The 1,411-nt window shown below is 66.5% G+C and carries 1 protein-coding gene and 1 pseudogene; one reads left to right on the top strand and one right to left on the bottom strand.

Annotated features, from left to right (window positions below):
• A pseudogene (locus NA4_RS38265) lies at positions 1–443 on the bottom strand (transposase family protein); the annotation flags it as partial.
• Between the two features lie 480 nt (positions 444–923).
• On the opposite strand from NA4_RS38265, the gene NA4_RS38260 reads away from it, so the two are divergent.
• Positions 924–1,411: IS110 family transposase (locus NA4_RS38260; RefSeq protein WP_157129590.1), on the top strand; the 488-nt coding region annotated here is incomplete at its 3' end.

The raw sequence follows: 1,411 nt of genomic DNA, 5'->3' as shown, positions 1-1,411 counted from the left end.
TTGTGGCGCACAAACACTCTTCGATCCGCCACCGTGACCCCGCGATCCACGCCAGATCAGCGATCGTGGACCGGCGCGGACCGTAGCAGACGTAGTAGGCGATCTCGGCGGGTTCGGCGATGCTGCGCCGTGCCAGTAGCCAGTGCCCGCGGCCGGTTTTCCAGCCGATGCGGATCGGGACTTTCGCCCAGTCGTAGTCGCGGGGCCCGTGCGCACCGGCACCGGCGGAGATCCGCTGCCAGGCTCGGGCCGGGAGCGCGGCGACGAGCTCGTCAGCGCGGGCCTGGCCGAAGCCGGTCGTGATCAGGGTGTCGTTGCGGCGGGTGGCCAGCACGTGAGCGATGTCGTGTTGCTCGAGCCAAAACCCGCAAGTACTTGACCTGGCCGTAGGCTTCATCCGCGGTGAACCACCGAAACGGCACCCTCGCGGCCAGCGCCCGTTCACCGGCGGCGCGGGCCTCATCAGCCAGAAACCGGTAACCGAACTCGGGATCGTCGCGGTGAGCGTCGAACAGCGCGTTGGCCCGGTATGCCTGGTCGAGTTCGGCGTCGGTGACCGGCTCGGCCAACCACCGATAGAACGGCTGACGGGCCAGCCCCAATACCCGGCACGTCACCGTGACGGGGATCCCGCCGGCGGCCAATTCGCGGACGAGCGGGTAGATCTGTAATGGTCGTGGCCGGTCCGAGATCGGCTGGCAGGCTGACGCTTCGGCTCGTCGCGCGTGACTCTGGGTATATCCGACCCTGACCTTCGGGTGTCTTGAAAATGACTTGTCCGCGCGGCGGGTCGGGCGTTGGACTACCCACCCGGATGGCCTGATCAGAAGATTGTCCACTCTTTCGGGTGTGACCCGTTACAGAGGTGCCTCCGAGTGATCCCGTCCAGCGCCCCGCTGGCCCGACCACCGAGAGGACCTTGAATGGCGTGCATCGCCGAGCTTTATGACTACGTGATCGGAGCGGACACCCACGCCCGCACCCACATGTTCGTCATCATCGAAACCCGCACTGGTGCTGTCACCGACTCGGGTGAATTCCCCACCCACCGTGCTGGACTCGCGCGGGCTATCGCCTGGATCGGTCGCCGCACTACTGGCACGGTGTTCGCCGCTGTCGAGGGCACCTCTTCCTACGGAGCCGGGCTCACCACCGCCCTCGCAGCGGCGGGCATACCAGTCGGAGAAGTCCGACCGCCTTCCCGAAAGCAACAAGCCGTCAACGGCAAGTCCGACAGCATCGATGCCGAGTCCGCCGCCAGATCCGTTCTGGGACAGGACGCATCACGCGTCGCTTCACCACGCGCGAATGGCGACCGCAACGATCTGCGGATCCTGCTCACCGCACGGCGCCTGCTCGACACGGCCGTTTCCCCTGACGGGTCAGGCTGCGCCGCTTCGGTAGTTTCCCT

It is taken from the genome of Nocardia amamiensis NBRC 102102 (genome assembly GCF_001612745.1).
GTDB classification, from domain to species: domain Bacteria; phylum Actinomycetota; class Actinomycetes; order Mycobacteriales; family Mycobacteriaceae; genus Nocardia; species Nocardia amamiensis.
Note: the sequence above shows the minus strand (reverse complement) of the source record. Positions and strands in the feature narration are given on the sequence as shown.